The following is a 24,650-nucleotide window of genomic DNA, read 5'->3' as shown; positions in this document are numbered from 1 at the left end:
TGAGTTGTGGTTTTATAGTAATCGCTGATAGATACATTTACACTGCCTACGCTAGAGATACTGTTAGGGGAGTGAACATGGAATGGGTTAAGAAGTTATATAGTTTCGCCATTAAGCCAGATATAATCTTTTACATTAGAGTTCCCCCGGAGATAGCGTTAAAGAGATTAAAGAATGCTAGAAGGCAAATAAAACCCGCTGAGGCTGGAGCTGACGTCTTCCCAAACTTAACCCCAGAAGAGGGTTTTCTAAAATATCAGTCAGCTATAACTGAGGTTTACGATAGGATAGCTGAGGAAAACGGTTTTACAATTATAGAAGGGGTTAGAAATCCTAGAGAAGTCCAAAAGGAGATAAGAAGGAAAGTGATGGAAATATGGGAAAAATAATAGCCATTGAAGGGATTACCAACTCTGGTAAGACTACCCACGTGCTTAGCCTTAAGGATTTCCTTGAAGATAAAGGTTATGGTGTAATAACTTTCGGAATACTCTCCTCAAAGCTCTTATCTGAGGCAATAATTAACGTTAAGAGGGAAATATTTTACCAGAGAAGAACGTTATTCCTAGCTTACGTAACTGACTTAGCTGACCAAATTGAAAACGTTGTTAAACCAGCCTTAGACTCCGGTTTTATAGCAATTGCCGATGGCTACACTTTAACCTTAGAGGCTTGGGCTCTAACGAGGAAACTGGATAAGGAGTGGGTTGAAGGAGTCCTCTCAGCTCTACCAGTAGCTAATCTCTCAATCTCACTGATATCTCCACCAATGGAAATAATAAGAAGAATAATTAAAAAGAAAGGCTTTTTAGACCCCTTAAGTGAGAGCATTGACTTGAGCATTAAAGATGACGTATTTCTCTCTTACAAGAAGTACATTAACGAATTCCAGCTTTACTTGAAGTCAATCTCAAAAAACGTAATCGTAACTAAGGGAAATGTAGACGAAGTAAATGATAGTATACAAAAATACGTGAAAGAGGTATTAGAAATTGAAACCTGAGGAATACGCTAACTTACACTTAAGCGAGTTCCTCTCCTATTCTGGAATATCTGAGGACGAGATACATGATGCTAGAGTAGAGTTAAGAAAGTACTTAACCATTGCTAAAGCAACCTATAAATTGCACTTGAAAGCAGAGTGTATAATAAGAGCTAAAAAGATAATGAGAGGATTAGGAAAAGTGAGAGACATGGACATAATGTTCTGCGTAAAGCTCAATGAAAGGGACAGATTAGCTAAAAAAGTTGTTAATTCCTTCATCTCTTTGAGAAACTGTTACTTACCAAAAATTTTCGGAAGTAGATTGATCATAGCTGAAAAAATTTTCTTGAATTACAATACATTAAAGGTAGAGGAAGAGTTTCACTCTATTAGGAAAATAATAAGGGAGACGAGGTTCTTAATGGAAAGTCTGAACTTAGACTCCTCTTTACTGAAGGAGATTTCACAAGAGTTGGGAAATATGAGGGATACCTATTTATTTAACGTTAAGTGCTTAGGGAAAAATGAAAAACTCGATAAGGTTAGGATTAATGAGCTCAAAGAGAAGGCTCTAAAGGACATTCAGCATAAGTTAAACTCAACTGAGTTTTACCACCTACACTTAAAAAATTTCTAAACCTTAATTGACAAGGGAAAAAAGATAAAAAATGATCAGATAAGATCTATGAGAATTGAATAATGAATAAAGAAGCTATGCGACAATGAAAATTTTTCATTTCGTATAAATATTAGCAGTTTAGAAGGCTTTTCCTATAATTTGAAATAGCTACTATTATAAAACGGTTATATTCAATGTGACAATAAATTCTAACCGTATACGCATATTTATATACTTAGTTAATAGTATTCCTCACATGAGTTGGAAGGACAATAATACCGATAAAATGTTGGTACCCTTAGTGGTTACTATAATAGCCATTGGTGTAATAGCCTTAGCTTACTTGGGGATTCCCAATGGTAATAGCTTAATGGTTCTCTTCCTTGTAGGAGTGCTCTATGTTGGAATATCTCTACTCATATTTTTCAAAGTGAGTCGTAAAGAAAGTTAATCCAAAGCCCTTAAAATATTTCTTCTAACAAAAATCTCGAGGACAAGATTTTTCAACTCTCTCATCTCATTAAATACATGGACAAGATCCAAGAACTGTATGAGTTCTTAAAAATAGACACAGTTTCAGCTAAGGGAAGGGGAGAAGAGGGCGCTAAATTCATTGCAGACTACATGAATGACCACGGAATAGAGGCTGAGATAATAAGACATAAAGCAGTTAATCCATATGTTATAGGGGAGATAAACCTAAAAGCGAAGAGAACACTCCTCATCTATAACCACTACGATGTACAACCAGTAGAACCATTAGATAGGTGGAACACTGACCCTTTTACCCCAACAGAAAAGGACGGTAAGATTTTCGCTAGAGGAGTTGCAGACGATAAGGGGACTCTGATGGCTAGGTTACAGTCAATAATAGATTTGATGAAAGATTCAAAGCTAAAAATGAACATTAAGTTCATCTACGAAGGAGTTGAAGAGATTGGAAGTCCGTTCATTGACGACTTCTTAAACGATTATAAGGATAGGCTTAAGGCTGACTACATACTATGGGAGGGGGCTGGAAGGGGGGCTGATAATTCACCAGAAATAGTGTTAGGAGTTAAGGGACTACTTTACGTTGAAATTAGGGCTAGAACAGAAAAGGACTTACATTCGATGTACGCTCCAATAGTCAGAAACCCAGCGTGGGAAATAGTTTACTTCTTATCTAAGATAAGGCAGGAAGATGGAAAAGTCAACATAAGGGGGTTTTACGATAGAGTGAAGTGGCTAAGTGAAGACGAGGTGAAGTACTTAAAGGGTCTAAAGGAGGAGATGGAAAAAGCGTTAGGACAAAGGATAGAGGATGACTTCATGAGAAAACTCGTAGAGAACCCCACATGTAACATTGACGGTATTTACGCCGGGTATACTGGAGAGGGGTCAAAGACCGTAATACCATCTTACGCTTTCGCCAAAATAGACTTTAGGTTAGTCCCAGATCAAGATCCAGAGGAGATACTTAACGAGCTGAGAAGAATATTGCCCAATAACTTAGAGCTCAAGGTTTGGGGTAAGGTCAGACCATATAGGACTTCGATAAACAGTCAAATAGCCAAATCATTAATATCATCAGCAGAGAAGGTCTACAAGGTTAAACCTACAGTTTTACCTAATTCTCCGGGAACTGGACCTATGGAATCATTTGCGAGAATCTTGAACAACAATCAGGTAGCTGATGGAGTAGGAGTTGATTATACCGGTTCGAACATACATTCTTTCAACGAGCACATATATAAGGAGGATTACTTTAGAGCAATGGAGTGGATGAAGGAATTAATATTCGAATTGCAAAAGAGCGATTAGAGCGGGAAGAGCTGACTTCCTCCTCATCGATTCGTGTTTACATCTCTCATATGTCGAGAGGGTAAGAGAACCATATAAATTCATTACCGCAATGACGTCACGGTCGTTCTCACAATCAATACAACCTTTGGGCTACTTCCACCATCTTATTACCGCAATAAGTAGAGGGTCAACATACACTACCTTTAGCCTATGATGGAAAAAGACCTTTTTTCCGAATTTAATAATACTCTTATAGAACAACCCTCACGTTTTAACAAAGGAAGGACAAGCCTAGCCCTTTAGGGCGGGGAGGAGGTCAGATAGCAAAGTCATTTAGTGTTTCAGCCATCTTCTTAGAGGACTTAAACAACCTCATAAAGAACGTGAAGAAGTTACCAACAGAGTTTAGGGATAAACTCTACTTGATGCAGTACCGTAGACTTCAGTACTGGATTGAGTGGCAGGCTAAGAAACATGGGCTGAAGGTAGTGTATGTTGACCCACACCATTCCTCTACTCGCTGTCCTAAGTGCGGGAAAGAAATGGAAGAAGCGGGACATAGGTGCTACCATTGTCCAAGTTGTGGTTATGAGAACGATAGGGATGTAATTGCGATTGTGAACTTGTATGGGAGGGGTTCTCTGACCCTCTCGACTGCCCCTCATATGAGAGATGTAGTCCCGAATCGATGAGGGGAACCCTCGCCATTTATGGCGGGGAATAAGTCAGTTTCTACTCCTTAACCACAGGACTACTCCAATGACCACTAATATCGCTACTACTACGCCGATTATTATGTAATAAAAGGTAAAGCTCACACCAGTGTTAACAGACGAAGGAGTTACTCCGAGTGAGGGAAAGTAACTTACTTGGTTAGACCCATAATCCATAACGTACACGTAGTGATTCTGGGGATCGTAAACTACCCCGTTAGGGGATTGTCCCACTGTTATTAGATACTTCACGTCTCCACTATAGTTAATGAAAGCCACTTCATCGCCGTTATGGGCTAATGACAATACTACGTAGTGGTCAGCTGGATCGTAAATCATCTGGCTATACCCGTTTATCCCACCGGAGATAAAGGTAGCTACTCCTATTATCTTATGGTCGGTAAGGTTAACGAATTCCACTTGTTGTTCATAAGTCGCAATAGCTAATATATCTGGAGGTACGAAAGCCATGGCATCAACCGTAGTATCGTTTATCGTGAAATTGTCAACTATCTTAAAATTCGACAAGGAAATACCGTAGATTAGATTACTCTGATAAGCCCCAACATAAACAACATTAGTATAATTATCGTAGGCTAGAGCTTGAGGACCCGGCATAACGTTAACCTTTTCCGTACTCAAGTTCTTAATGAACCATACAGTATTTCCATAGGACGCGGTAACAATTAGGTAACCGTCAGCGTAACATACTGCAGGGTATTTTCCAATATGAGATATATTCACAACACCTACCTCTTGCCCGTTAGGTGTTAGCCTAATTACTGGACCTTTCTGATAAACTACGTATAGAAGTCCTCCTCCCGCAGCTATCCTAAAGGGTACGGCACCAGAATAGCTTGGTAAATTATAAGTCGATACAACAGAGTTATCTTGGACTACAGCTAGCTTTGAAGCTCCCTGTAACACGACATACATTTTACCGTCATAGTAAATCCCATAACTAGGGTTACCCCCTATATTTATTGCAGAGACTGTCTGAGATACTACTGGCGTTAAAGAAGATAGAAGCAATATCATTGTTAATACCAATATTATTACCAACCTTACATATCTTCCCATATGGAAATATAACCAGATAATTATATTTAAACTTTTTCATAAGTTTCTTTTTAAAACAAATGGGGTCAAAATTTAAAAAACCATAGCAGTTTAGTTATCAGTATGATAACAATGTATCCATACATAATTTCCTCAAGCACGTTGAAAGAGAAATGATAAGCACCACCCTTTAGGGTTGGTCAGATTAGCTTATCCTCTTTTTATAGACTTTTGGACTATTTCAAAGCATGTTTCTATAAAAACTTATCTAGAATACTTTTGTTAGTATTATCGTTATAAGAGTCGCTAATATGCTCCCTAAAAATCCGAAGAAATACATTCTCATATCACTTCTTAAATCATCTATCCTCTTATTAATTCCATCAAACTTAGCATCAACATAACTCCTCAAACTCTCTATTTCACTCTTAGTATCAATTCTAAGATTCTCGATATCTTTTCTAGTCTCGCTCCTCTGATCTTCAATCTTCTTAATCATTTCATTCCTCAATTCCTCTATATCCTTCTTTTGCATACTTTTTATTTCCTCTATATCCCTCTTCAACTCAACCCTCAAAGCATCAATCTTTTTTTCAGTCTCACTCTTTAGACTCTGTATCTCATGCTTCATTTCATTCCTTAGACTCTCTATTTCTTTCCTCATCTCTTCCTTTAGACTCTGTATCTCATTCCTCATTGAGTTACCTTGATCTTCTATATCCTTCTTTGTAGCGATGTCCCTTATAATACTATTAAGTATTAACATTCTAACCTCATCATTCCTAGCAATCCCAATTGCAACTTTCCTCACTAACTCATCATACAACTTCTCATCCTTGCTTATCTCATCTAATAGTTCTCTTGCAACACCCACACTCATAAATTCTCATCAAAGTTAATAAAGATATTTCAGAGAGAGGGGTTCCGAAATGTATAGTCCTATTATCATACTCTTTTCATACTCAATGAACCCCTTTACGTAATTTGTACTGATCTCTTCTTCAAAAAGTTAGCCCTACTTACTCTCACGTTAGTAGACACTATCGGAATCCCATCGGATCAAAAGCAATGACCATCGGTGAATGAACCTCTCGCATGAGATTCACGAAGTTTTCGCTACCGTATTGAACATTCTTCTCATCTGCAATACTTGCAATTTCATCGTACTCACCACAGTGTATTCTGACCTTTTCCCCGCCCTAAAGGCGAGGCTTGTCATTCCTTTTGTCAGGATTAGTGACTTACCCCTTTAAGGGATTATTCTGTAATCATTTGGCTCTTTCAGCTTTTGACTTAAAAATTAATGGCAAAAATATTGAGCAAATCATAGTTAAGGATCAGGCTAAAAAGGTTTTTCCACAACATTAAATTAATCTGAAGATCCTCTCAACTGGGACTGAATGCATCATACATCGTCTACTACGCAGTACTAATAAGTGTTTAAAAAGCGAGAATCTGACCTCCCCGCTAGAGAGGCTTTCATCAACTCTGTAACTCTCAGCAGACTATACCTATCACAAGAGTAATGACAATAAAGTTAATGAAATAGTCTCCTTAATAGTAATTTAACTACGAAGGCTTAGATTTTTCAACCTTATAATATGAAAGGAGCTTCTCCTTAACCTCTTGGTAATCTGAGTTACTCCTAACATAATCAGCCCCAATAGTCCATAGCTTACCATACCTACTATAGTATATCCCAATGTTTTCTATATAAGGAAAATCGCTATACCTTGACCTAGCCTCGTCAGCTAACATTAAATAACCTACTAATTGGGACCAAGTGTATTCATCTAATTTCATTTCCTTGGTTGTCTTTACGTCTATCATCGTATTCCCAATTATCAAGTCGACGTCTGCTCCCCCAACTAGACTAGATACTTCCCTAAAGTCTGGATTTAACAAGTATTTTCCTTTACCGTTCTTTAATTCGTCTGGGACAATGTTGTACAGATCTATGAGGTCGTCTATATCCCTCTCATCTACTGGCGCATCTACGTCATCGTACATACTTGCCCTATATATTGAGTCAAGCCTAGCGAAACTTATGGTCAGCTCCACGTATCGTCTGGTTAATTTACCGTTAGCCAAGTATTCCTCTTTTTCCTTAAGGTATTCTTTCACTACTCTCTCTATTGACCTCAGATCGTCTTTGCCTAGAGTTTTATTTTTCAATTCTACTTTTCCAAATAGTTTTATTACGTTTTCAACGTACTTAAAGCTATGTAATCCTATTATTGAGACTTCCACGGCATCAGGGTGCAGAAATTTAAGGTAGGACCTCAAGAGGTAATCAAAAGCTGTACCTACTATAGAGTAATTTTTAGTCTTAGGTTCGACTATGCAATTCCTAGAGCCTTGAAAGTAGTCTTTCGGGATAGGAATGGCTTCAACTATAACCCTTGCGAAACCGGCTCTAATGATTGAAGTAAGACTCAAATTACCCATTTTATTATTGGAAACACAAAATTTAAGCTTAAATGATATAAACGGTTTATGGTAAGAGTATAACATAGAGACGTATAGACATAAGAAGTTTAATAAATAGAAAGAACCACTATTTGCGAAGTGACGAAAGCCTAGCCGGAGGAAGTCAGATACTAATAATAGCTTTCTCAAACCTTACCAGCTCTTCGGAGGAGGTCAGAAGGGAAAACTCGACGAATTTATAGCATAAACCAAGTTACGTCGACATCTGGAGCAGTTTGGCAGGACTACTTGTAGTGAGGTATATAACACGTGGATCTGAAGATAATGAGGAGTAGTACAAGGAGAGTTAAGGAGTGGTATAGCATCCCTTGATTACCTAAAACGACATTCTGTTTTTCAGATCACAAAATGTATTACCGTTTTTCTTTCAGTAAATTATTTGATGTACGCTAATTAGACAAAAAACGTGACGGCATCTCACTTAGCGACAACCACGATATGGTAACTGAAGGCTGATTCAACTCATCTAAACGCACAGATGTGGCGGGGGGATGATGAGAGGTTAGCGAGCTGTGAAGATCCCGTGTGAGCCTGACCCCCGCCATTTATTTAAACACCCCCATGTACTTATTTAAACTTTTCTCATATTTTCTCCACTAGAAGGTTTAAAAGAGAGAAAAAGGAGTGTTTCCCGACCTATTCTTCGTGAGATCTTCCTTTTTTATCTAAACTGACTTCCTCCCCACCCTAAAGGATAAAGGCTCCTTATCTTTTGTGACGTATTCGTATACCTCAGAGGTATTTCGGATCAGAATCAGAACCTCACGGTATTACTGATGGTATAGGTCACTTAGGAGGTGCTGTAGGTCCAACTATCTTCTACTCTGGAAATCAGCATTTAGCCATGCTTAGCATAGGAATTGTCGCGTCCTTAGCTGGTCATTCTAAGGTGGGAAGTTAAGACAACTGGTTGAACAAATAAGAATTCCTTTAGCATAAATAGCAGGGCTTCCTTTGTGAGAATAAAATTTTATGAAATTGTTGTTAACACAGTGACGTTAAGGGAAAACATAATGAAGAGAGAAATAAAGAAAATTGTTAACGTATTGGAAAAAACCTCTTCCTTTTTAGTCTCTTCTAATGGAGTAACTCCCACAAAGGTTAGACCTCGTCATTTATGGCGGGGAGAAGGTCAGAAATTGAAGAACACTTTTTAGCCCTAGTGAAGACTTTCAATGGTACACTTCATTATAAATAAAAATTAATAAATAATCAAGACTTATAATTAATAATCTTTCCTCAAACCCTTTAGAATATGCTTATGATATAATCCATTCTAGGTCTCTTACTAGGATCTGGATTAGTAGTGAGCAAAATAACCTTTCTAAAATTATCTGGATAAGCGGAAAGAGAGGCTATTAACCCACCACTATAATATCTCATGTACTTCTCCTCAGCTTCCTTCAAGATATTCAAGAACCTACTCCCATTCCTCATATAATCATCTAAAGCATCATCCATCAACTTGACCAACTCTGGGGGATTAAAAGACCTCCTAGTCAAAGCCGTGTAAAGAGAAGCCCCAAAAGAGAACACATCCATTGATGGGTCAGCCTTGCCAAGTATAATAGCCTTGACTTGATCAATAGAACAGTACTGTGCAGTATACTGCGTAACCCTCTCCCCAACCCTCTTGGCAGAACCCAAATCCCCCAACTTAACCTCAGCATTACCATTAATCAAACTATTATAAACCTCCTCACCAGTCCTACCCAAAGGCCTACTAAAGAAAACGTTCTGAGGCTTAACGTCCAAGTGAACATAACCACTCTTGTGAAGATAATCCAAAGCCTTACCAACCTTAAAGAACACAACCCTGAGAATATCAACCCAACGGGAGGAGAAGAATATCACATCCTCATTAATTAGACCACTCAAACTCCCACCACCCATGTACTCCATAACAATAGCAGGAGGATTAGACAAATAATACTTAACCTCACCCGTCTCAATCCTTTTCAACAAATTCATATCAAGGAAAATACCAAATATTCTAACAACATTACCACTACCCTCAGACAACCTTTGTAAATTCGAAGACTCCTTATAAATATCCTCAAAAGTCAGCTTACTAACCCTCGTAGCTTGCGTAGGCGAATAAGAAAGTATAGGAATCTTAATAGCATAATAATCATTACCAGACCTAGCCAACAAAACATAAGAAGTCCCACCCATCCCCAAAACACTCTCAACAGTATAACCATAAACCTCCTTCCCAACCCATAGATTAGCATCCCACTTATCAAGACTAGGTAAAGGAGAAGGTTGGATTGAAGATGGAGAAGGGATTTTTTGAATTATTGAGTGCTTGACTAATATTTCCTCAGCCTTATCCCTTCTATTATCCCTTATCTTAGGATTATAATAAATATACTTAGCTAACCTTATCGCATTATTCACACTAATCTTATCCAAGAACTCTAGAAAACTATCTGCGCTCTTAGGAACTCTTCCAGTATTGATTATACAATCAATTATACTACTAAAATTACACGTTATTTTTTTATAATCTAAAGTATAATTATTCATGACCCATATTGCCCCTCCACACTCCCCATCATCAACCAATTGAGAGAATATATTCTCTATTGCAAATCCATTAGCCTCCAACTCAGAAATGTACATTCTAGCCGCTGCGTAATTTCTATTACGTAATGCTTGAATCAGAGCGTTATAAACGTCATAGTTTTGCGTCATACTAGATGAGACAGAAGACTGTCCCCCAATTGAGTAAGTTTGACTCCCATTAGATGCGTCAAAAACCAGCCAACCGAAGCCTATAATATTTAATAAGGAGAAGAAGGGGAAGGAAACCAGCATAGCCTTAACCTTATTCTCTCTATAAAACTCAATACCTGCTATGACTTGCCCAATAACGAAAAGTAGAGCTTCAGATATCGAAAAGAGTGAATAAAATGTAGGATCAGAGGAGATATTCGATACGATAAACGCTTGTATAATACTATTGCTTATTAATGAAATTGATGATATGAGAACTCCCTTAGACCTCCTATAAAGGTAAGCAAATATCCACCCAGAGATTAAGTTAACTAACCCTCCTAATTGAAGAAGAAAACTGTTTCCTCGTATAAGTTGTAAAATAGATAAATTTAATACACTCACTGGGTTTTCGAATATAGCGTAGACAATTAAGCTAAGCCTAACGATCTCATTATTGTTAACTACACTACTAGAATATATAATCGGGCTATTTGTAGTGTTCACGACGTTAAGAACGTTGTTAAAAAGGTCACCCCTAATTGAACCGCTAACTATTGCTGGTAAGAAGCCCGAGACAATGTAATAGAAAGTAGTATAGATAAAACTAAACACTGCTATGAAAGCTGAAAATGCTACTCTATCATCACTTGAACTGCTCGACATCTCAATTTTTTATGTGAATAACATTTAAAAAGGATTTCGGTCATTAATAGAAATATCATTTAATAAAAGTTTCTGAGGAAATAAAAATAACACAAATTAGTGCAAGTCCCATCAAACATTAAAATTATACTCCTCACTGCCTAAAGGGCGAGGCTTTCCTTAACTTTGTCATTCCAAGCTGGGGAGTTAAGACAACTGGGATATATCTCTTGAAAAAGTCAGATAATAAAAAATTAACACAAGTCATCACCATAGTTAAAGTTAGCGTTAGAGTCCTTCAACAATGGTAAGTTCTTATCCTTCTCCGATAATATAAAATTTTCAACCTTATACCACTTCACGCCAACTTCCGGATCATCATAACGTATTCCAGAATCGTACTCCTTAGCGAATTCCCTAGTAACTAAATAAACTACATGGGAGTCCTCTAATGCCAAAAACCCATGTGCAAAACCAACGGGTATCCATAAAAGCTTACCCGGCGTTAACTCTGCATAAACCCATTTTTTATAATAAGGCGAACCTTTCCTTAAGTCAACAGCAACATCGAATATTTTACCAGATATCACAGTAACCAACTTACCTTGAGGTATTGGCTTTATCTGAAAGTGTAACCCCCTTAACACTCCTTTCTTCGAAAAGGAGTGATTAATCTGTACGAAGTTGCAGGGAATATACTCTTTGAACTCGCTCTGCTTATATAACTCCTCAAAGTAGCCCCTATCATCAGAGAACTGCTTAGCCTCTACTAAGATAACTTCCGGTATCTCTAAACGCTTAAACTTAAAAGGCATTTAAGTCACCTCCATGGTAAATCGTCCTTGAAGAACTTATCACTCAACATTGGCTCCCACCACCACTTATTGTTAAGATACCACTCCACTGTCTTTTTCAGCCCTTCCCTCAAAGGAGTTACCTCATATTCTATCGATGGCTTCATACAGTACCTCCTATCATGCCCGGGTCGATCCTCAACGAACTTCACCCTAACCTCCCTGCCCATTATCTCACCTATCGTCATCACAACGGATAGGTTAGTCATAACCTGTTTCCCAGGTAAATTGTAGACATCACCATCCCACTTAGCGAACTTCTCTATTATATCAGCGATTATCCTCGCAGTGTCCTCAACGTATATCCAGTCCCTTTCTTGTTTCCCATCACCATAAATAGGTATAGGAAGACCCAGCAAAGTCCTAATTATCGTCTTTGGTATCAACTTCTCAGGGAATTGCCTAGGTCCGTAGTTGTTTGAAGGTCTCACAATGACTGCCTTAACCCCATAAGTCCTAACGTAAGCCTTTACGAACATATCAGCTGAAGCCTTTGACGCACTGTAAGGAGAAGAGGGTCTTAGGGGTGAACTCTCATCTGCACACTGTTCATCTCCGTATACCTCATCAGTCGAAATATGAACGTACTTGAAACCGTATTTCCTAGAAGCCTCCAAAACGTTTATAACACCTAGGACGTTAGTCTCCACGAAATCCTTTGGGGAGTAAATAGACCTATCTACGTGCGTCTCAGCTGCGAAGTTTATTACCACATCTACCCCTTTAGAGAACACCACATCGAGGGAACTTATATCCCTAATATCTCCCCTTACGAAAACGTGCTCAGTCCCCTTTAAGTTCTCTAATCTCCCTGCATAAGTTAAGGCGTCAAAGACATATGGTCTTATCCCCCTCTTGTTCAGCTCCCTTACGAAGGCAGAGCCTATGAACCCTGCCCCTCCTAGGACTACAAAGTTAACCATGAGTTTTCACCCACTATTAACTTCTGCCACCTATTACCCCTCTTTATGGTCACGTTACTCCCGATCAAGGAGTCCATCAGATAGACCCCTCCTTCAACACTCACGTTATCCAAGACCACACTGTGTTCAACTTCACTATCCTTTATCGAACAATTATCCCCTATTGAGGTGTAAGGTCCTATATATGAGTTTACAATTTTAGACCCCTTGCCTATATATGCAGGACCCCTCACAGTACTGTTCTCTATTGTAGCATTATCGTCTATGAAGACCCTTCCCTCCACGCTTGAGTTTATTACCCTCGATGTGGTACTCAAACTCCTCGATATCTTGCTGTCTAAGAGGAAAGCGTTAGCCTCAAGTATGTCTGTAGGGGTACCAGTGTCCTTCCACCATCCTTCAACTATTTCATAGCTTACATCAAAGCCCCTATCTATGAGACCTTGGATCGCGTCAGTTATCTCCAGCTCACCCCTCCAGCTGGGCTTAAGCGTCTCTATCACGTCAAAGACGTTCTTATCAAAACCGTAAACGCCGACTAAGGCTAGGTCAGATAGCCTCTCCTTAGGCTTCTCTACGAGCTTGACCACTTTACCTTCCCTTATCACGGCAACACCAAATCGGGAGGGGTCTTGCACCCTAGCCAGCAATATTGAGGCATTTGAGCCAAAGGAGGAGAACTTCCTCAAGTCGTAGTTCACTATGTTATCCCCTAAATACACTATGAACTTCTCTTCCTTCACCAAATCCTTAACCTTATAGACAGCGTCAGCCAACCCCCTAGCCTTACCTTGATAAATGTACGTTATGTTTACGCCAAAACCCCTCCCATCTCCGTAGTACTCTATTACTTTGTTGGGCATATTATCCCCCAATACGACGATGACATCGTGAATCCCCGCATCACGTATTTGTTCCAATACCCACTGAGATATGGGCTTTCCAGCAATCTTAATCAACTGCTTTGGTCCAGTATGAGTTAAAGGTCTAAGCCTAGTCCCCTGCCCACCGTGGAGAATTACTGCCTTCATTTCACCACCATATACTTTAAGTTCTCCTCTAATGAATAGAAGTCTATAGAGACTAACCTCTTAGCCTTGCTTATATCCAGAGAGGAGTCGAAAGGTCTCTTAGCTACCCAACCCTTTATCTCATCAGTTTCCTTTACGTTTTTCGGCAAATTATAAGCCTCTGCTATCCTTAAGGCTAACTCATAACGTGAGACCCTCTCACCTGCAACGTTTATAACACCAGTCTTCCTTATCTCTATCAACTCCTTTATAGCCTCAGCTAATAACTTTGCTGAAATAGGGGAATAATAGCCCTTGAAGGCTAAGACTTCTTTCCCCTCCTTAAGCGTTTTGTAAACAAATATCGGAAAGCCCTTATGCTTAAAGACGCCTGAAGTCCTAACTACGAGAGAATCATCATAAGACAAAGCATAGCCCTCACCCACTAACTTTGAAATACCGTAGTAGTTTATTGGGTTAGGTGTGTCAGATTCTGCATAGTTACCCCTTTCTCCGTCAAAGACATAGTCGGTACTCACGTGGACTAAGTATGCCTCTGTTACCCTAGAAGCCCTAACTATGTGCTTTACCGCCTCAGCGTTAACCTCAAAGGCCTTATCTTTATCCCTCTCACACCCATCAACGTCTGTATAAGCTACAGCATTTATTATAACGTCTGGCTTGACCTTAAGTATAAAGTTTTCTAGGAGGGGGAAGTCAGTGACGTCGATCTTTACCCCACCTATGACTTCTGAAGAGGAATAAGTCTTTATAGCGTTGGGGAAGAGCTTAGAAAGCTCAGAGCCTAACTGTCCAGAAGCCCCCAGTATCAGAACCTTCATGTTGTTTAATACTCTTAATAAACAAAAATGTTTTTCCATTCACCGTCCAGAACATAGCCTTAACTCCTCACCCAGTTAACAGTAAACCACAATTATAAAACTGCACACCTTTTCTATTTACTCAAAACCCTTAAGACCTTATAAACAAACGCTAACTTTTGAGGCAAAAAACCCTTTATCAACTCAACGTAATCCCTCTCAATTATTCCCAAGAACTTGAAAATTAAGATTAATGTCAAGAAGAGTATTAAGTCCAACCACCTAGGGTCTATGAAGACCTCATAAACCCCAACTAGGGGAATGATAGATAGAATTACGTATTCTTTAAAAGTCGGAAAGAAGACCTTAGTCCTCAAGGCGTAAAAGACAGTGAAGAGAGAGCTGACTATAGCCACAATGACTTGAGAAATAGCCCCACCAATTATTCCAATCCTAGGTATGAGCAGAAATGAGGTGATCAAGACAGTTGAGGCGTTTAGCACAGTGAGGACAAGGAACGGGCGTAAATCCCTCTTAAAAGCCACAATGAAATTAGTCAAAGAGCTAATAGGGAAAGGCAAAACTGAGGCCATAAGCAATAAGGTGAAGGCGGGAATTCCAGAGGCGTAGTCTGGGAAGAAATGGGTAATAATTATCTCACCTAAAGGTACGGATAACATTATAATAAGTAAAGTGAGGAGAGATGTAACCCTAAAGGAGATGGAACTCATTCTCCTCTCATCCTTACCTAAAGCCTTGTAAAAGGACGCGGTCGGTAAAATGACGTTAGACAGAGAGCTTAAGAACATTGATGGCACTGAGGCGACTAAGGCTGAGAACTGGTAGATGCCTAAATAATAAGAGCCCAAGAGGTATGCAGTAGTGACCCTGTCACCCTGTGATGACAAAAAACCAGCGGTGTTAGATAGGAACAACGGTAGACCCTCCCTGAACGCTCTTTTTAAGAAGTTGAAGTCGAAGTGAGGGGCAATTAGCTCGCCCAACTTCCTCGTTAAGAAGATGTAGTTTAGAGATACAGATATCACTCCTCCTGTAGTCCATACACCTATAAACATGTAGATGTCACGCATTAGTACCGCTATAATTGCTACTCCCCACCTGATGATGATGAATGTAATGCCAGTGATTGCATTTTCAGTGAACATGTCCATCCCAACCATTATTGAGTTTTCAACGGCTGTGAACAAGTAAAGGAACAGGTAAGGGATTGCTAACTTCACGTAAGTCGGTAAAAATAATAAGACGAGGAGGAAGGGTAAGGCAAGGAAGGGTATAGCTAGGAACTTCTCAACGTAGGGCTTATGTTCGTTTCTAGCGTAAGTGTAAGCCACTTCCCTAGTTACAATGGAACCAGGAATGAAGAAGAACACGGCGGAGACAATTACTTCCAATAGCTGTATGATCGCCACTTTACCAAAGAACTGTGGGTTAGTGATTTTTGCAGTAACGACGAAGAAGAACAGTGCGACTATTACGTTAACTGTAGTAACGCTCAAGGACTTAAGCCAGTTCTTTATCGGGTTCATTCTCTTTTCCTCTTACCTTCAATAAATTAAAGGTTTTCTATTGGTAAAGTGGTGTTTCATTACAAAGTATACCTTCTCGTTATCAGCCTACAAAACGGCATATTTAATTAGGCAATCTAACCTCACGGAAAACTTTTAATAACCTCATCGCGTAACTTTAGCTAATGAAAATGAGGTTTATCTTGACTTTTGCCCTCTTACTGCTTGTTGCTGGCAGTATAATCACGTTGTCCTCTACTATAGTAGTTAATTACCCCAGTAGCGCATATTTAGGGCAAGAGATCACCATATACTTCCAGCTCTTGAACAGTTATATCAACTCCACTGATTTCCCAATAATTTCCTCTGGCGTAGAGGTCATTCACAACGGTAGCGAAGTAGCTTACACTGGGACTCCTCCTGGTGGTGGCTATTTGCTGTTTCCAGCAAACATATCTAACAATACAACCGAACTAATCGTAACGTTTGTTGGCGAGTATCATACTTACTACTTCACTAATCTAGGAATTGTTCTTTATGGAGGTAATTTTAAACCACCTTTACCTGAAGGAGATCAAAGGTATTTTAGTTTAGTACTTATTGCTTTTAATGGGAGGTTATGGTACCATATTAATGGGAGCTGGTATAACCCTTTATCTTCTTTACCTTATTACGGTTCAGTTATAGACAATTGGATTAATGTTAGTACTCTAGTAAACTATGCAGTAGTTCTTGAGGAGCATAATGGACTTACGTTTGTAAAAGATATGTTTATAAATGGTAAGGAATTTGTAATAAACTACTTGACCCCTGTACTTTGGAATTTCTCTTATGTAGGAATAAGGACGGATACACCTAACAACTTGATAACACCTTTAGGATTTACTGTATATTCCCCTTTATCACATCAGCTCTACGTTATTTATGTTAACGGTAAAGAATACGCTTCTGGCTATACAAATGATTTAGGACAAGGCAGTATATCATTAAAGGTCTCCTCACTTCATGAAGTTATTAACATAACGTTTCCTATGGTTCATGTGTATAAGATTATTACGATTAGTTCTAGTCAAGGAAATGTAAAGGTTAGCTATCCCATATTTCCATTATCTCTCCTCGGTGTCTCAATAATTTTGACGACCATCTCAGTTATGGTGTCTTTAAGAAGGAAATAGATGGAATTTTTAAGCTAAACGAGAGCTATTGAGTAGTTAAAAATATATTCTCTTGTGTTAAAACTATCAAAGATGATAAGTTTAACGTTAGTGACTGAAAGATTGGGACTAGGTGGTGGCTTCTACTATTATTTGGAAATAACTAATAGGTTGTTGAAGAGAGGATATGATGTCAAGATAGTCTCATCCGGAGGATCTCCGTGGTTCTATCCTAACAACCGTGTCCCTATAATATATCCGAAGGAGCCTAAATTGTTAAAGATTTTATCTAATATATTACAAATAAAATATAGACAAGTCCATTATTTTAGGGGATTAGACTACTATATAATACTATCTAAATTGTTAAATATAGATTTTGATTTTTCAAGAATTATGAGCTCAATAATCCCAGAATCTGATCTAATAATTACAGGATTACCCTCTGCTTTTATATGGAGTTTTATGTCAAAGAAATACAAGAAACTTGCCTTCTTCCCTCAAGGCTGGCCAGAGTATATTTACGTGTTGAGTCGAGATATAAGGTGGTATCTTACCTTTATTTCACCTTATGACTACTACATTGCGCTAACCGGAATAGAGACAGACCTAGTTAAGTCGACTATAAAAAGGGATGTGAAGTTCTTCGTAGTCAGCGCAGGTGTAGATACTCAGCTTTTCAAACCAAGAAGAAGGGATAATGATGACATAAAGGTCATGGTAATCCTGAGGCCAGAACCAAATAAAGGAGCTGAAGTGGCAATAAGGACATTGAACCTTTTGTCTAAGTATCTAGATTTTACAGCGGTCGTCATAGATCACGGAGTGTTAGAGAAGTTCAGAAACGAAATCCGTTTTAAGTACGAAGCATATAAACCTGTTAGCCGAGAAAAATTGGTAGAACTATACAATAGTGCCTCAGTATTTCTGTTTACCTCTAAGTTAGAGGGTTACGGTCTACCTCCACTTGAGGCTATGGCTTGTGGAACCCCCGTAGTGATGACAGACAACGTGGGCAGTAGGGCTTACGCAGTCAATGGGTACAATGCCTTAGTGGACGATACCCACTCCCCTGAGAAACTAGCGGAATTAATACAGAAGGTTATAAAGGACGAGAATTTGAGGGAAGAAGTTGTAAGGAATGGCTTTGAGACTGCAAAGATGCACGACTGGGAGAGAATAACCGATAACTGGGTGAAAACGCTTAAAGAGATAGAAGGAGAAATAAAGCGATGAGTCTATTTACTTATTTTCGCACGAAACAATTCCTAAATAACTTATGCCAGCTGTTCTTTGAGCCTGCCTAGCTGTACACTTGTAACCTTCCTCTTCTAACTTCTTTATTAGCTTCTTATAAGAAACTCCCGTCAAGAAGGCGTGGTGTTCAAAGATTATTTTCTCAAACCCTATTTCATCGCTGTTCATTATGACGTCAACCTCACACCCCTCACAGTCTATCTTCAGCAAATAGGGATCTTTAACAAGCTCCCTCATCCCTTTTAGGGAGTATAATGGTACCTCCACGTCACCTTCACCAGTGACGTGGAAGCCCCCACTCTTGTCTAAATCAATAGTTGAAGGTACTCTTATCATACTATCTTTTGACCCTACCCCAGCGTTTATCAGGGTTACCCTATCCTCCAGCCCGTTTAGCTTGATGTTTTCAAGTGCTATCCTGTACACGGAGGGTAGTGGCTCAAATCCAACAACCCTCTTTGCTCCCTTTATGGCGAAGTACACAGCTGTATCACCTATGTTTGCACCTACGTCTACAACTTCCCTGCCCTCAACGTCCACGTTGTATTGTTCTTGTACGAATGTCTCGAATAAAGCAACTTCATGTCCTTTCAAGAACTTTACGTTATATTTTGGATAATACCAATAGTTATCCTTCTCAATCCAACCACTAGCAGTGCGAAGTACATGTCCGGACGGGTTAGTATCTATTCTAGTGGATTCATAGTAAACTTCGTTACCCCGAATGTGAAACTTTATAGGATTAAAATAATCTGGATAGAATTGCACTAAATCCACCAGAGCACGGGCGCACTCTAGACTACATATTCCGGAACTACCATCCCTAAATTTAATGTGAATTTCTTCGCTGCCTTTTCTCACTTGCTGAAGCACACTGAACCAGTTTTTGTACACCTTTTGATAAATGTGAATTCTGTTAAGACTGAACGTTGTCTGATAGAAGAACTTCATTATGATTAACTGCTGTATTTAGCTTAAATCTTTTTCTTAAATACTTAGGCTAGGGCTAAGATATTTTATAAGGTACCAACACAAAATTTTAATCAAGGAGAGGGTTAAAATTCTTATAGATTTGAGAATCGATATTACAAGTTAAAAAGGGATAGATTCTTCATAACGAGATTAATATTAGTATAATAAGGTTTACAAGAAAACCTAAAAACTTATATCTTCTACTCTAAATGTGGAAATAAATGAATAAAGATAATGTTGCAATTTCAGTTATAATTACTGCTCATAACAGGAGGAAATTCTTGAAGGAAGCAATAACTTCTGCGCTAAATCAAGAATTTGACAAGGATAAGTATGAGATAATCGTGATGAAGAACTTTGAGGATCAAGAAATTGACAGTTTCATGAAGGAGAAAAACGTTAAGTCCTTATACACAGAGGAGGAAAAATTGGGAATCAAGCTAAAGTTGGCATTGAAGAATCGAAAGGAAGGATATTCTGCTTCCTAGAAGACGACAATAAGTTCCACGAGGAGAAGTTAAGGAAAGTATACCAATCATTTATGAGGTATGAGGACTTAGTCCTCTATCATATCAACAGGGTTGTGATAGACGAGGAGGGGAAGGTCTTGCTCACGCCAGAGGTTTGGGAGGAGGATTACTTCTCTGGCTACGATGAGAAGGTCTACGCTAGCTTGATAAAGAGAAGAGGCTGGGGTAATAATAGCTCCATTTGTGTCAGAAAGATAACATTGTATTAAGTCAATTAGGGCAAATTAACATATCGGTTGACTTTTATCTATTCTTAAGCGTACTGATTAACCGTAAGCCCATTCTTCTAGATCACACACCTCTCACTTATTATCGAATTCACGACAATAATGTTTCCATTGCTGCCTTTAGGGATTTAAATGCAGAGTGTAAATATAAAAAAAGATCTGGAAGACTTATCCAAAATTTATGAGTTGAGTAAACGTAATAAAGAATTTGCTTACGTATTCTATTATCTTATTTTTATCAATAAAAAGTGGAGTTACGACATTTTCTGCGAGGATAATAAGAGACTAGAGGTGATAGCAGACAGCCTGAAGATACTGAGAAATCCCTTTCTTCCCTACTAAGTTAAAGGTTGAATACAATAGGAGTCTCTTTCCTAAACTTATTCCTTCATAGCTTCGTGAAGAATTACTTAATTAAACGAAGACTACGATATGCTGAAAAGATACCTAAGGGAATTGTAGATAGTAAGGAGGCTGAAATTCCCTAATGCCTAACCTAAAAATGTTTTATCCTCTGTAGCTAAAAGAAAATTCTACCTAAGGGTATATCGATTTTTCCAGTTTAATCGATAGCTCTCATTTCTTAACAGTCTAAAACGATTACAGTAAAGCCTAATGGTGAAAACGTAAAAACTCTCATAGTGACATTATAAGTTAGACTCATTGCTGGATTACAAGGGCTTTTAAGTATGGTTTATCTGGTAAACTAGAAAAGATAATGAGAAGCTATTTATAAAGTAAACACATAAACTTACTATATTTTGTATATAATATTTTATTAATAAATAATTATTTAATTTTAACATAAAAATTTAACATATTCAAATAGTTCACCATGTATAGCTAATAAGGTATTAGTAATAAACTAAGGAAAGATCTAGAATTAGATATACTGTTCCAATTGTATCAAGAGAAAGATGGTCGTGACTATATATATTTGCTTTGCGCGACAAAGGGTTAAGTTAACCTATTGTAACATCACAGCTGGTTCTATTATCAAAATAAAAATTTTTAACATAAAGATTTGTAATCACTTTGTCTGAAAATGAAAGTAGCTATAGTTGAACCTATTCCAATAGATATAGCCTTGCTAGGTGGCGGTGGTGTAGTTTTTATGAACATCATTAAAACATTGAAAGGTAGGGGTCACACTATTGAACTGCACACTCCCTTGCGACCTTCGAGATTCTATAGTGCGATAGGTAATTACATAGACAAAGTAATCTCATATTCGCTGTTTAGATTGTACTCTCCCTTAATTTTCCGTTCCCCATTATTTATATTTGGAACAGCTAGATTATATCTAACCTCTTCCTATTTTAAATCATTTAGCAACTACGACTATTCAATATGCACTACATATGACGAACTGTTTGGGCATTTTGACCTAGGTTACATACACTATCCAGCTAGAAAGTTCTTTAGGACAAAGGATATCACGAAGGTCAAAAAAATCGTAGATCTTCTTAACTTCATTACTTCTTTTAGCTTTAAGGACAAGACTAAACGATTGCTTGCTAACTCCACGTATACGGCTAAACTACTTCACGAGAAGAGCGGTAGGTCTACAGAAGTCTTATACCCACCTGTGAAACCCATACATTGTAAGGGAGAAGAGAAAGAAGACATTGTAGTTAGCTTAGGAAGGATAGTAGAGGATAAGAAATACGAAGACGTTATTTACGTAGCTAGGCTTTTAAGCGACATAAAATTCGTTATAATAGGGAGGGTTCAAGACGAGCATTACTATAGTGAACTTAGAAGGAAAAGCCCTCCAAATGTAACTTTTGTGACTGATGCGAGTGAAGAGGAAAAACGCGAAATCCTATGTAGGTCAAAGGTCATTCTTCATGGAAAGAGAGAGGAGCCCTTTGGCATAGCAGTAGTAGAGGGTATGAGTGCTGGTAACGTCCCTGTTGTTTACAAAAACGGAGGCACATGGTTGGATATAATCTCTGAAGGAAAGTTTGGATACGGATATGAAAGAGTCGAGGAGCTTCCAGAACTAGTTAGACAAGCCTTAAACGACAACAAACTAAGAAAAGAGGTAAGGGAGAGAGCTTTAATGTTTAGCGATGATAACTTTCGAGAGAAATTTTTGAAAATAACTGGTCTATGACTTATGCCTCTTACTTATCTAGACTAAATAAATTCAAGGGCCTTTCTCAACTGCCTACAAGTGACACTCACGGAAAAATTATCCTTTACGAATGATCTAAGCTCAAGGTACGCCCTTTCTAATTTCATCTCTTTTATTACTTTGCTCATTTCCTCCAGCCTTACTACATACACTCCCTTGAGGCTCCTCGCTTCCTCTATCCCCTCGATTCCCTTCTCTGTTGTGATTACTGGTCTACCATATGCCATACATTCTAGCACCTTAGTCTTCACCCCCGTACCTGAAGTTATAGGAATAATACAAGCGTCAGCTTCCTCATAGTAGGGGTCAAGAGAGTCCACTTTGCCCATTAGTTTAACGTTGGGTGGAGGTCCCTTTACTAACTCTTTCCCATCCCCTACTATTAAGAACTCTAGACAAGGTAAGTCCTTAGCCACTTCGATCAAGTTTTCAACAGTAGCTAAGTTATTTACAGCGTACAAGTTACCTGCAAATATTAACTTCTCGATTTTGTCCCTCTTAACTTCAAAGAAGGGTATTCTATCCACATCTATGCCGTGTACCACTGTCATCACTTTGGCTCTTTTCCAAATCCTTTTCACTAGCTCTGCGTCCCTATCTGAGACCGCAATTGTCAAGTTTGCTATAATTACCGCTAACTTGTCCAAAGTTCCCCCAATCATCTTCCTTAGCACGAAGTTCTTCACACCTCTAAGCCCTCTGGACACTTCTACTATTGAGCCGTGAAAGTCATGAATTACCTTTTTACCTAACAACCTTCCCATTAAGCCAAAGGGTAGAAATAGGGAACCCTCAAATATTACAACGTCAGACCTCTTTATGAGGTAAGAAAACTTGATGGCATTAAACAGCAACGATAGGCCTAGGAAGAAGTAATTCTTGCTTGCCCTAATTGTAACTATATTTTCATCACTTTTTTTAATGGGTTTCTCTTTTCCTCTCCCCTCTGTTATGAACTGTATAACCTTTAAGTCCTCCTCTTTAATGCACTTAATTAAGTTAGAAACCCTAATGAGATATCCCCCTTTTGGATCTCTAACGTCCCCATAAGTTACTATTAGCACTCTCACATCTAACATAGGAAAAGACTTATTAATATAGTTTAACGCTTTAATAAACGTGAAAAGGTTTTTAGAGAGGTATGTAGGTTATCTAGCGGGCGTTATAGTAAGCATCATAGAGTATTATATATTGTTTCACAATAGCTTAGGCCCCTCTTATTCCCTCCTACCTAAGGAAGTAGCAGAGAAGATAGCTTATAATATCCTTAACGGTGGTTCCTATACTGGGCTACACGGCATGTTTGTATTCTTACTCTCACTTCTAGGGCAAGTAAGCTTCCTCTCTACATTAGTCAACTATATTAGTGCATACTCTTCTTTTGGATTTCTATTTCTTGGTATTTTTTTCTCTTCCATATACTTTTTAAGGAAGTACTTTAATGCAGAGGGACCCCTTTTATACATCACTTCAATTATGATATCTGTCCCAGTCCCAATAACTTGGTACGCAGTAGATGGCGTAATATACTTTTACCCCGGCTTATTTGCGGTTTCCTTAGCCTTATTTGACTACGCCTTAGACGTCTTAAAGGTTTCATTTAAGGAAGCTCTAAAACGCGGTGCGATATTGGCTTTGGCTGTAACGCTAGATTTTACAGACCCTAGGGGAATCGTTTTCTCTATCTTGACCTTTTTTGCCTATTCTCTATATTTCCTTGCTGTAAAGAGAAGTTTTAGGTACGTGATAAGCTGGTTTAAGATGTTCCTGTTCGGCTTCATCTTCTTTTTACTTCTAAACGTGAACACAATAATATACACGAAACTGATTTCACCCTTTATTTCTCTAGTAGGTGTTTCAACTGTGTATAATCAGCTTGGGATAGCCCTGCAGACAGTAAATCCTTTCTATACGTTAACGGGCGTAATGTATTGGCTGGGTCCCTCTTTCTATATCGATGCATATCACGCTATCATCATCTTTGGGGCTATCCTCACTGCCATCTCCCTTTCAGCGTTACTTATAAGGAGAAAACCAATTGTTATCTTCCTCTCTATTTTCCTCTTGGCTGTTGCCACTTATAATTACGTTGGTTCCAGTTACCTTGGCTATTGGCTAGCTCAAACCCCTTACGTTGGTTACTTGGTTTATCTTTACCCCACTTATTTGCCGTCTTACTTGTTCGTAGCCCCGTTTTATCTCCTTTTAGGCTTCGTAATTTA

General features: G+C 38.5%; 21 protein-coding genes and 2 pseudogenes. 12 read left to right on the top strand and 11 right to left on the bottom strand.

The annotated features are described in order from the left end of the window. The 6 genes and pseudogenes from DMP16_RS01530 to DMP16_RS01505 all read left to right on the top strand — a co-directional run. A pseudogene (locus DMP16_RS01530) lies at positions 1 to 389 on the top strand (thymidylate kinase); the annotation flags it as partial. Further along, a complete protein-coding gene (locus DMP16_RS01525) occupies positions 377 to 1,003 on the top strand; it encodes a thymidylate kinase (RefSeq protein WP_069284213.1) in 627 nt (208 codons plus the stop codon). The pseudogene DMP16_RS01530 and the gene DMP16_RS01525, both read left to right, overlap by 13 nt. Next, complete coding sequence (locus DMP16_RS01520) at positions 993 to 1,622, top strand: hypothetical protein (RefSeq protein ID WP_069284214.1); 630 nt, start codon at positions 993 to 995, stop codon at positions 1,620 to 1,622. Before DMP16_RS01525 ends, DMP16_RS01520 begins: the two co-directional genes overlap by 11 nt. Before the next feature lie 238 nt (positions 1,623 to 1,860). Then, positions 1,861 to 2,055 (top strand): hypothetical protein, encoded by a 195-nt coding sequence (locus tag DMP16_RS01515; RefSeq protein WP_069284215.1) that lies wholly within the window; start codon positions 1,861 to 1,863, stop codon positions 2,053 to 2,055. Between the two features lie 77 nt (positions 2,056 to 2,132). Further along, positions 2,133 to 3,407, top strand: coding sequence for a M20/M25/M40 family metallo-hydrolase (locus tag DMP16_RS01510; RefSeq protein WP_069284216.1), 1,275 nt, complete (start codon positions 2,133 to 2,135; stop codon positions 3,405 to 3,407). Positions 3,408 to 3,688: 281 nt separating this feature from the next. Further along, positions 3,689 to 4,081: pseudogene (locus DMP16_RS01505) on the top strand (zinc ribbon domain-containing protein); the annotation flags it as partial. A gap of 33 nt (positions 4,082 to 4,114) precedes the next feature. On the opposite strand, the gene DMP16_RS01500 reads toward DMP16_RS01505, so the two are convergent. From DMP16_RS01500 to DMP16_RS01460, 9 genes are all read right to left on the bottom strand, one after another. Next, positions 4,115 to 5,182, bottom strand: coding sequence for a hypothetical protein (locus DMP16_RS01500; RefSeq protein WP_069284217.1), 1,068 nt, complete (start codon positions 5,180 to 5,182; stop codon positions 4,115 to 4,117). A 247-nt stretch (positions 5,183 to 5,429) separates the two neighbouring features. After that, positions 5,430 to 6,035, bottom strand: coding sequence for a hypothetical protein (locus DMP16_RS01495; protein WP_143576841.1), 606 nt, complete (start codon positions 6,033 to 6,035; stop codon positions 5,430 to 5,432). A gap of 695 nt (positions 6,036 to 6,730) precedes the next feature. Beyond that, on the bottom strand, positions 6,731 to 7,600 hold the full coding sequence (locus DMP16_RS01490; protein WP_143576840.1) for a hypothetical protein: 870 nt from the start codon (positions 7,598 to 7,600) through the stop codon (positions 6,731 to 6,733). 1,299 nt (positions 7,601 to 8,899) lie between these two features. Continuing rightward, positions 8,900 to 11,035, bottom strand: coding sequence for a protein kinase (locus DMP16_RS01485; RefSeq protein ID WP_069284221.1), 2,136 nt, complete (start codon positions 11,033 to 11,035; stop codon positions 8,900 to 8,902). Positions 11,036 to 11,268: 233 nt separating this feature from the next. Next, a complete protein-coding gene (gene rfbC, locus DMP16_RS01480; RefSeq protein WP_069284222.1) occupies positions 11,269 to 11,829 on the bottom strand; it encodes a dTDP-4-dehydrorhamnose 3,5-epimerase in 561 nt (186 codons plus the stop codon). A gap of 5 nt (positions 11,830 to 11,834) precedes the next feature. Next, positions 11,835 to 12,791, bottom strand: a complete 957-nt coding sequence (locus DMP16_RS01475) for a dTDP-glucose 4,6-dehydratase (RefSeq protein WP_069284223.1) — start codon at positions 12,789 to 12,791, stop codon at positions 11,835 to 11,837. Beyond that, positions 12,776 to 13,822, bottom strand: a complete 1,047-nt coding sequence (locus DMP16_RS01470) for a glucose-1-phosphate thymidylyltransferase (RefSeq protein WP_069284224.1) — start codon at positions 13,820 to 13,822, stop codon at positions 12,776 to 12,778. The genes DMP16_RS01475 and DMP16_RS01470 overlap by 16 nt, the downstream gene beginning before the upstream one ends. Beyond that, on the bottom strand, positions 13,819 to 14,643 hold the full coding sequence (locus DMP16_RS01465; protein ID WP_069284225.1) for an NAD(P)-dependent oxidoreductase: 825 nt from the start codon (positions 14,641 to 14,643) through the stop codon (positions 13,819 to 13,821). The genes DMP16_RS01470 and DMP16_RS01465 overlap by 4 nt, the downstream gene beginning before the upstream one ends. Positions 14,644 to 14,756: 113 nt before the next feature. Next, positions 14,757 to 16,169: an oligosaccharide flippase family protein gene (locus DMP16_RS01460; protein WP_069284226.1), complete on the bottom strand. Its 1,413-nt coding sequence runs from the start codon at positions 16,167 to 16,169 to the stop codon at positions 14,757 to 14,759. A 164-nt stretch (positions 16,170 to 16,333) separates the two neighbouring features. Here DMP16_RS01460 and DMP16_RS01455 point away from each other — a divergent pair, with 164 nt between their 5' ends. Together DMP16_RS01455 and DMP16_RS01450 are read left to right on the top strand one after the other, a co-directional pair. Then, a complete protein-coding gene (locus DMP16_RS01455) occupies positions 16,334 to 17,323 on the top strand; it encodes a hypothetical protein (RefSeq protein WP_083216402.1) in 990 nt (329 codons plus the stop codon). A gap of 72 nt (positions 17,324 to 17,395) precedes the next feature. After that, positions 17,396 to 18,538: a glycosyltransferase family 4 protein gene (locus DMP16_RS01450; RefSeq protein WP_069284227.1), complete on the top strand. Its 1,143-nt coding sequence runs from the start codon at positions 17,396 to 17,398 to the stop codon at positions 18,536 to 18,538. A gap of 6 nt (positions 18,539 to 18,544) precedes the next feature. Here DMP16_RS01450 and DMP16_RS01445 read toward each other — a convergent pair whose 3' ends face one another. Further along, positions 18,545 to 19,432: an FkbM family methyltransferase gene (locus tag DMP16_RS01445; protein ID WP_185957797.1), complete on the bottom strand. Its 888-nt coding sequence runs from the start codon at positions 19,430 to 19,432 to the stop codon at positions 18,545 to 18,547. 320 nt (positions 19,433 to 19,752) lie between these two features. Here DMP16_RS01445 and DMP16_RS11205 point away from each other — a divergent pair, with 320 nt between their 5' ends. The 3 genes from DMP16_RS11205 (at position 19,753) to DMP16_RS01435 (ending at position 22,407) form a co-directional block, all read left to right on the top strand. Next, the gene (locus DMP16_RS11205) at positions 19,753 to 20,019 is read left to right on the top strand and encodes a glycosyltransferase (RefSeq protein ID WP_069284229.1); all 267 of its coding nucleotides are present in this window, start codon (positions 19,753 to 19,755) and stop codon (positions 20,017 to 20,019) included. A gap of 53 nt (positions 20,020 to 20,072) precedes the next feature. Next, positions 20,073 to 20,270, top strand: a complete 198-nt coding sequence (locus tag DMP16_RS11200) for a hypothetical protein (protein ID WP_069284230.1) — start codon at positions 20,073 to 20,075, stop codon at positions 20,268 to 20,270. A 1,063-nt stretch (positions 20,271 to 21,333) separates the two neighbouring features. Next, positions 21,334 to 22,407 (top strand): glycosyltransferase, encoded by a 1,074-nt coding sequence (locus tag DMP16_RS01435; RefSeq protein ID WP_069284232.1) that lies wholly within the window; start codon positions 21,334 to 21,336, stop codon positions 22,405 to 22,407. Positions 22,408 to 22,430: 23 nt separating this feature from the next. Here DMP16_RS01435 and DMP16_RS01430 read toward each other — a convergent pair whose 3' ends face one another. Then, entirely contained in the window at positions 22,431 to 23,498 is a 1,068-nt protein-coding gene (locus tag DMP16_RS01430; protein WP_185957796.1) for a glycosyltransferase family 4 protein, read from the bottom strand. A gap of 49 nt (positions 23,499 to 23,547) precedes the next feature. Here DMP16_RS01430 and DMP16_RS01425 point away from each other — a divergent pair. After that, a partial coding sequence (locus tag DMP16_RS01425; protein ID WP_143576838.1) for a hypothetical protein occupies positions 23,548 to 24,650 on the top strand: 1,103 nt, incomplete at its 3' end.

The sequence above is a fragment of the Sulfolobus sp. B1 genome (assembly GCF_007050195.1).
Classification (GTDB): Archaea; Thermoproteota; Thermoprotei_A; order Sulfolobales; family Sulfolobaceae; genus Saccharolobus.
The sequence above is the reverse complement of the archived record's forward strand: the minus strand, read 5'-3'. Positions and strand labels throughout refer to the sequence as shown.